The following is a 7761-nucleotide window of genomic DNA, read 5'->3' on the forward strand; positions in this document are numbered from 1 at the left end:
CCGCTCGGGCCCACGAACACGACGAATTCGCCGTCGGCGATGTCGAGATTCACGTCGCGCAGCACTTCGTTGTCGTCGTAGCGCTTCAGTACATCTCTAAGGATCACGCTTGCCATGATGTGTCTCCGTTGTGGCGAAAGCGCTCAATACGAGCGCGCTTGCGCCTTGTTCATCCATTGCGCCACCCGCTCGGGCAGCGTGTTCATGTCGTCGAAGATTTCGCTCGCGCCGGCCTCGCGCAGCTCATGCGCGTGCGCGTCGCCGCCCACGTGCGTGCCGCCCACGAAGCCGAGCACCGTCATGCCTGCCGCGCGCGCCGCGCTCACACCCGTCACGCTGTCTTCCACGACGAGGCAAACTGCGGGCACGAGGCCCATGCCCTGCGCCGCCGCGAGATAGACATCGGGTGCGGGCTTGGGTCTCGCGACGATGTCGGCGCAATACACGCGCTCGCCGAAAAAGCGCACGAGCCCATTGCGCACCAGCACCTCGCGCACCACGGCGGTGTAGCTGTTGCTCGCGCACGCTTTCGTGAGCATCACGGCGTCGAGCGCCGCGACCACGCCGGGAAAAAGCGGCGCCTCGCGCGCTTCGGCCTCGGCTACCGTGCGGATCGCGTCGACGTCGGCCGCGGTGAGGCTGCGCTCGAGCGCCGTGCCCGCGCCGGAGAGCACGCGCTCGATACGCTGGCCGAGCAGCGGCATCAAGACCGGCGTGACGTCCGCGCCGGGCCAGCGCGCTTCGAGCTCGCGCACGAGAACGCGGGCCGCCACGGCTTCGCTGTCGATCAGCACGCCGTCGCAATCGCAGATCAGGGCCTGAAAGCGCGTCGCCTTTTGCGCTGTGCTCATTACTTGACCGCCCCGAACGTGAGGCCGCGCACCAGCTGCTTCTGCGAAAGCCAGCCGACGATCAGCACCGGCGCCACCGCCAGCAGCGAAGCCGCCGAGAGCTTCGCCCAGAAGAGCCCTTCGGGGCTCGAGTACGAGGCGATGAACACCGTGAGCGGCGCGGCGTTCGAGCTGGAGAGATTGATGCTCCAGAACGCTTCGTTCCACGAAAGAATGATCAGGAGGAGCGCCGTGGACGCGAGGCCCGGTACCGCCATCGGCATGAGCAGATAGACGATCTCCTGCCACGTGGCCGCGCCGTCCATGCGCCCGGCTTCGAGAATGTCGCGCGGAATTTCGTTGAAGTAGGTGAACGCCATCCACACCGCAATCGGCAGATTGATGAGCGTGTAGACGATCACCAGCCCGGTCACGGTGTCGAGCAGCCCCGAGTTCTTCCACAGCAGATAGATCGGCACGAGCACGCCCACCGACGGCATCATCTTCGTGGAGAGCATCCACAGCAGGACCTTCTGCGTGCGCTGCGTGGGGAAGAACGCCATCGCGTAGGCGGCGGGCACGGCGAGGATCAGGCACACGATCGTCACGCCGGCCGAAATCAGCACCGAATTCCACGCGAACGCGAAGTAGTTGCTGCGCGCGAACACTTCACGGAAGCTGTCGAGTGTCGGCACGAAGAGGAGCGAAGGCACGTAGGCCTGCTGCTCGGTCTTGAACGCCGTGATCGTCATCCAGAAGATCGGGAAGAACAGCGCGAGCGCGATGATCCACGCAAAGACCCCCGGCAGGATACGGCCGATGAACTTGAGCGGCGAGGAACGGTTGACCGCATCGGGCGATTGCGCGGGCGTAGCGGTAATCTGGCTCATTTTTCGTACTCCCCTTTGAGGTTGCGCGCGAGCATCCGCACGAGGAAGAACGACACGATGTTCGCGAGCACGACGGCGAGAATGCCGCCCGCGGACGCAATGCCCACGTCGAACTGCTGCAGGCCCATCGAGTAGATCAGGTAAGTGAGGTTGGTGGTTGCGTTGCCGGGACCGCCGCCCGTCGTCGTATAGATCTCGGCGAAGATCGAGAGCAGGAAGATGGTTTCCATCATCACGACCACGGCAATCGCGCGCCGCAGGTGCGGCAGCGTGATGTAGAAAAACATGGCGATGGCGCCCGCGCCGTCGATCTTCGCGGCTTCCTTCTGCTCCTGGTCGAGCGACTGGATCGCCGTGAAGAGAATGAGGAATGCGAACGGCAGCCACTGCCACGCCACGATCATGATGACGGCGGTGAGCGGATAGACGGCGAACCAGTCGATCGGCGTCAGGCCCACCGCGCGCATCGCCACGGCCACGAGCCCGTACACGGGATGCAGGATCATGTTCTTCCAGATCAGCGCGCTCACCGTGGGCATCACGAAGAACGGTGCGATCGCGAAGAGCCGCGCCACGCCCTGCCCGATGAACTTGCGGTCGAATAGCACGGCCATCAGCACGCCGCCGATCACCGTGATCGCGAGCACGGCCACGATCAGCTCGATGGTGTGCACGATCGACGGCACGAACGAGGGATCGGTGGCGAGAAACTTGTAGTTGTCGAAGCCTGCAAAGCCCTTGAGGTCGGGGTTGAGCAGGTTGTAGCGTGTAAACGAATACCAGATCGTCATCGCGAGCGGAATCGTCATCCACAACAGCAGCACCGCGACGGACGGCGTGACGAGCCAGCGTGACGCCGAGTGCCGCGTTTGAACCTGCTGGGGCTGTGGGGTGCGCGCTCGATTGAATGTTGGCATGGGGAGATGGAGATGACGCATGAGGACCACCCTTCTCTGTTGCGCGCCTGCGGGGGACATGGCGGCGCATCGGCTTCGCGGGAGCGCGCGCCGCGCCGGGTGGCCGGCGCGCGCTCGCGGTACTACGTTGACTGCGTTGCTTCACGCATGGCTTTGCTGCGCTGCTTTGCAGCCCTGCTTCGCAGCCTTACTTCGCAGCCTTACTTCTGATACCCGGCTTGCTGCACGGCGCGGTTGGCGGCGGCATTGCCCGCGCTCAGCGCCTGGTCGACGCTCATCTGTCCAGCCACGGCACCCGCGATGCTCTGGCCCACGACCGTACCGAACGACTGGAATTCAGGAATCCCGACGAACTGGATACCCGTGTACGGCACCGGCTTCATGGTCGGATGATTCGGGTCGGCGGTCTGGATCGCCTTCAGCACGAAGTCCGAGAACGGCGCGGCCTGCTTGTACTCGGGCCGCTGGTACGTCGAAATGCGCGTACCCGAAGGCACCGACGCCCAGCCTTCGTCCTTCGCGACCATCTCGACATATTCCTTCGACGTGGCCCATTCGATGAACTTCTTCGCGGCGTCCTGCGACTTCGACGACTTCGGGACTGCGAGCGCCCATGACCACAGCCAGTGCGCGCCATTGGGCGTGACTTCCGTGGGCGCGGCTGCGAAGCCGATCTTGTCGGCCACCTGCGACTGCTGCTTGTTGTAGAGAATGCCGGCCGCCACCGTCGCGTCGATCCACATCGCGCACTTGCCCGAGGACATCAGCGTGAGGTTCTCGTTGAAGCCGTTCGAGCTCGCTCCCGGAGGGCCGTCCTTCTTCAGCATGTCGACATAGAAGTTCACGGCCTTCTTCCACTCGGGCGAGGTGAGCTGCGCTTGCCACTTCTCGTCGAACCAGCGTCCGCCGAACGTGTTCGCGACCGTCGTGACATACGCCATGTTCTCGCCCCAGCCGGCCTTGCCGCGCAGGCAGATGCCGTAGGTGCCCGCCGACTTGTCGGTGAGCTTGTCGGCGAAGTCCCTGATCTGGTCATAGGTCGGCTGCTCGGGCATCTTCAGGCCCTTCTTGTCGAACAGGTCCTTGCGGTAATACGTCATCGAACTTTCGACGTAGAACGGCAGCGCAAAAAGCGTGCCGTTGTACGACAGGCCGTCGCGCGCGGTCTTCACCACGTCGTCGAGATCGTAGCTGGCCGGCAGGTTCGTCATCGGCACGAGCCAGCCGCGCTTGCCCCACTGCGGCGCCTCGTAGGTGCCGATCATCATCACGTCGAACTGGCCGCTGTTGGTCGTGATGTCGGTGGTCGCGCGCTGGCGCAGCACGTTCTCTTCCAGAATCACCCAGTTCAGCTTGATGCCCGGATTGGCCTTCTCGAAGGCCGGCGAGAGCTTCTTCAGCTCGATCATGTCCGGGTTGTTCAACATGGCGATCGTCACGGTCTGCGCGTGCGCCGCGCTCGCCGCGGCGACGAGTGCGCCCGCACTCACCGCTCGACCTATGCACACCGCGGCTGTCTTCAAAGCTGGTTTCATGGCGTTGTCTCCTTGTTCGTTGCGTTATGTCGTGCTGCTGTCGTGTTGCGTCGTGCCAGGGCTGCGCGATGGGTCAACTCATCCAGTTTCCGCCGTCGACGTTCAGTGTCTGCGCGGTGATGTAGTCTGCGTCGGAAGAAGCGAGAAAGAGCGCCGCGCCCGTGAGATCCTCGGGCAGGCCCATGCGCCCGAGCGGCACGGCCTCGCCCACCAGACGCTTCTTCTCGCCGATGGGGCGATGCTCGTAACGGGCGAAAAGCGCGTCGACCTCCTCCCACATCGGTGTGTCGACCACGCCCGGCGCGATGCCGTTCACGTTGATGCGGTGCGCCGCGAGCGCGAGCGCCGCCGACTGCGTGTAGCTCAGCACGGCGGCCTTGGTTGCACAGTAGTGCGAAACGAGCGCTTCGCCGCGGCGGCCGGCCTGCGAGGACATGTTGATGATCTTGCCGCCGTGTCCCTGCTCGACCATGCGGCGCGCCACGGCCTGCATGAGGAAGAACATGCCCTTCACGTTCACGGAGAAGAGGCGGTCGTACACGTCCCAGGATTCGTCGAGGAGCGGGCGCATGTCGAAGAGCGCCGCATTGTTGAAGAGGATATCGATGCGGCCAAAGCGCTCCACCGCGCCCGCCACGATGCGCTCGATGTCCTCGCGGCGCGTGACGTCGGCGGTGAGCGCGGACACGCGCTCGGGGTACGCGGTAGCCAGCGCGGGCGCGATGGCTTGCGCGGGCTTAACGTCGACGAGCACGCAGCGCGCGCCTTCGTCCAGATAGCGCCGGGCGACCGCCTCGCCGATGCCGCTCGCCGCGCCGGTCAGCACGGCCACCTTGTCCTGCAAACGTCCTGCTGCCTGGCTCGCGGAATGTGCCACAGGGTTGTCTCCGATTTGTTTCGTGCTGGGCGCGCCCGGCACACAGCGCCGAGGGGCACCTGAGCGATCGCCCAACATGCGAGCATTTGCTCGATTGGTGATCGAATGATCGGACACGCGTAGAAACCTGTCAAGGCGAACAAGCGCGATTGGGTGAGATTTCGATGGTGCGACGCGCAAGCCCCGGCTGGCTGCGGCCTGCGAATCCGGCCCCGCTGGCCGCCAGGCGAGCTGACTCGCCAATCGAAGTGATACGTTATATCATCTCGCCTTCGCGGCACCCTGGCACTTCGAACCCGGGCGTGCCCTCATCGATGCCCGGTTCAGAACAAGGATAGAACCATGATCACGTTTTCCCTCGCGAGCCGTACCCATCGGCCTGCCGCAGCAGGCGAGCGCCCTCGCTTCGCGCCGGCGCTCGCGCGCTTTGCAGCCGGCCTCTCGCTCGCGTTGGGTGCGACGCTCGGCGGCGCGAGCGCCGCCCTCGCTGCGCAGGCGAGCGGCACGGCGATTCCTGTGGTCGCCGCGGAGAACTTCTACGGCGACGTCGTCAAGCAGATCGGCGGCAGCTACGTGGACGTGACGAGCATCCTGAGCAACCCCGATGAGGACCCGCACCTCTTCGAGGCGAGCCCGAAGACCGCCCGGGCGCTGCAGAACGCGCGCGTCGTGGTCTACAACGGCGCCGACTACGACCCGTGGATGGCCAAGCTGCTTGGCGCCACGCAAGGGGCGAAGAACGGCGGCGCGCGCACGACGATCGTCGCGGCGGACCTCGTCGGCAAGAAGGCGGGCGACAATCCGCACCTGTGGTACGAGCCGAAGACCATGCCCGCCGTGGCGCGCGCCGTGAGCGCCGCGCTCGGCGCGGCGGACCCCGCGCACAAGAGCGTGTACGATGCCAACCTGGCGACGTTCCTCGCCTCGCTGCAACCGCTCGATGCAAAGGTCGCCGCGCTGCGCGCGCGCTACCAGGGGCAACCGGTCACGGCCACCGAGCCGGTGTTCGGCTATATGTCGGATGCGATCGGCCTCGACATGCGCAACCTGCGCTTCCAGCTCGCGACGATGAACGACACCGAGGCGAGCGCCTCGGACATCGCCGCGTTCGAGCGCGACCTGCGCGAGCGCCGCGTGCGCGTGCTGATCTACAACAGCCAGGCGACCGAAGCGCTCACGCGGCGCATGCTTGCGCTGGCGAAGCAATCGAAGGTGCCGGCGGTGAGCGTGACCGAAACGCAGCCGGCCGGCGTGAATTTCCAGCAGTGGATGCTCGCGCAGCTCGATGCGCTCGACAAGGCGCTGGCAAGCAACCCGCCGGCGCAGCATTAACCTATTGAAGCAAGGACACACGCCATGACAGGGGCCAGCCCCTCGCCCACGCGCCACGCACAACCCGGCGCCAAGCCTGAAAACGGCGCGCACGCTGCACACGGGACGCGCCACGCGGTGAAGCCCGTGCTCACGCTCGCGGGCGTGACGCTCGCGCTTGGCGAGCGCACGATCCTGCGCGACGCGAACTTCGCGGTGAACGAGGGCGAATTCATCGGCGTGCTGGGTCCCAACGGCGCGGGCAAGACCACCCTCATGCGCGCGATTCTCGGCCTCGTGCCGGCTGCGCGCGGCGCGATCCGCGTGCTGGGCGAGCCGGTCGCGCGTGGCAACGCGAAGATCGGCTACATGCCGCAGACGCGCACCGCGCTCGCGAGCCGCCGCGTGCGCGGCCGCGACTTCGTGGCGATGGCCGCCGACGGTCACCGCTGGGGCCTGCCGCGCGCCGACGCCGCCACGCGCGCCGACGTCGCCCGCGTGCTCGAGCTGGTGGGCGCGAGCGCGCTCGCGGATCGCCCGCTCTCGGAGCTGTCGGGCGGCGAACGTCAGCGCCTCTTGCTCGCGCAATGCCTGCTCGGCGACCCGAAGCTGCTGCTGCTCGACGAACCGCTCATCAGCCTCGACCCGAACCACCAGCGCGGCGTGGTCGAACTCGTGCGCCGCGTACAGCGCGAACTCGGCATCGCCGTGCTGTTCTCCGCCCACGAGCTCAATCCGCTGCTCAACGCGCTCGACCGCGTGCTCTACCTCGGCAATGGCGTCGCGGCGCTCGGCAGCGTGGACGAAGTCATCACCGCGCCCGTGCTCTCGCGCCTCTACGGCTCACCCATCGAGGTGATGCGCATGAAGGGCCGCATCTTTGTGATGTCGGGCGACGTGGAGGTCGAAAAGCACGACCACGAGCACGAGCACGACCATCCGCACGATCACGGCCACGGCGGGCACCACCACGGCCATACGCACGGCAACTCGCACGGCAACTCGCACGGCCAGAACAACGACAACGCACACGGCCACACGCACGATGCTTGAATACGATTTCATGGTGAACGCCTTCGCGGCTTCGGGCATCGTCGCGGTGCTCGCGGGCGTGGTGGGCTATTTCCTCGTGATGCGCGGGCAGACCTTCGCGGGCCACGCGCTCTCGCACGTGGGCTTCACGGGCGCGACGGGCGCCGTGCTGCTCGGCGTTTCGCCGATGTGGGGCATGGTCGGCTTCACGCTCGCCGCCGGCGTCTCGATGGGGGCACTCGGCGAAAAGCTCGAGGGCCGCGATGTCGCGATCGGCGTGATCCTGTCGCTCGCGCTCGGCTTCGGCCTGTTGTTCCTGCACTTCTTCACGGCATACGCGACGCAGGTCACGGCGCTGCTGTTCGGCAA

At 66.1% G+C, this 7761-nt stretch carries 8 protein-coding genes and 1 pseudogene; 3 read left to right on the forward strand and 6 right to left on the reverse strand.

The genetic code is table 11. The annotated features are described in order from the left end of the window. From VMJ11_RS03700 to VMJ11_RS03725, 6 genes and pseudogenes are all read right to left on the reverse strand, one after another. A pseudogene (locus VMJ11_RS03700) lies at nt 1–116 on the reverse strand (ABC transporter ATP-binding protein); the annotation flags it as partial. A 27-nt stretch (nt 117–143) separates the two neighbouring features. Then, on the reverse strand, nt 144–851 hold the full coding sequence (locus tag VMJ11_RS03705) for an HAD family phosphatase (protein ID WP_325617015.1): 708 nt from the start codon (nt 849–851) through the stop codon (nt 144–146). Next, a complete protein-coding gene (locus VMJ11_RS03710) occupies nt 851–1651 on the reverse strand; it encodes a carbohydrate ABC transporter permease (RefSeq protein WP_414694290.1) in 801 nt (266 codons plus the stop codon). Before VMJ11_RS03710 ends, VMJ11_RS03705 begins: the two co-directional genes overlap by 1 nt. A 65-nt stretch (nt 1652–1716) precedes the next feature. Further along, nucleotides 1717–2658, reverse strand: a complete 942-nt coding sequence (locus tag VMJ11_RS03715) for a carbohydrate ABC transporter permease (protein WP_414694289.1) — start codon at nt 2656–2658, stop codon at nt 1717–1719. Between the two features lie 179 nt (nt 2659–2837). Continuing rightward, the gene (locus VMJ11_RS03720; protein ID WP_325617021.1) at nt 2838–4172 is read right to left on the reverse strand and encodes a sugar ABC transporter substrate-binding protein; all 1335 of its coding nucleotides are present in this window, start codon (nt 4170–4172) and stop codon (nt 2838–2840) included. Between the two features lie 73 nt (nt 4173–4245). Further along, on the reverse strand, nt 4246–5049 hold the full coding sequence (locus tag VMJ11_RS03725) for an L-iditol 2-dehydrogenase (protein ID WP_325617023.1): 804 nt from the start codon (nt 5047–5049) through the stop codon (nt 4246–4248). A gap of 342 nt (nt 5050–5391) precedes the next feature. Between VMJ11_RS03725 and VMJ11_RS03730 the strand changes: the two genes are divergently transcribed. The 3 genes from VMJ11_RS03730 to VMJ11_RS03740 all read left to right on the forward strand — a co-directional run. Further along, nucleotides 5392–6381, forward strand: coding sequence for a metal ABC transporter solute-binding protein (locus tag VMJ11_RS03730; RefSeq protein ID WP_325617025.1), 990 nt, complete (start codon nt 5392–5394; stop codon nt 6379–6381). Between the two features lie 24 nt (nt 6382–6405). Then, nucleotides 6406–7413: an ABC transporter ATP-binding protein gene (locus tag VMJ11_RS03735; RefSeq protein WP_325617027.1), complete on the forward strand. Its 1008-nt coding sequence runs from the start codon at nt 6406–6408 to the stop codon at nt 7411–7413. Then, nucleotides 7406–7761, forward strand: a 356-nt coding sequence (locus VMJ11_RS03740; RefSeq protein ID WP_325617029.1) for a metal ABC transporter permease, incomplete at its 3' end; no start/stop codon positions are given. The genes VMJ11_RS03735 and VMJ11_RS03740, both read left to right, overlap by 8 nt.

Source organism: Paraburkholderia sp. (assembly GCF_035501035.1).
Classification (GTDB): domain Bacteria; phylum Pseudomonadota; class Gammaproteobacteria; order Burkholderiales; family Burkholderiaceae; genus Paraburkholderia.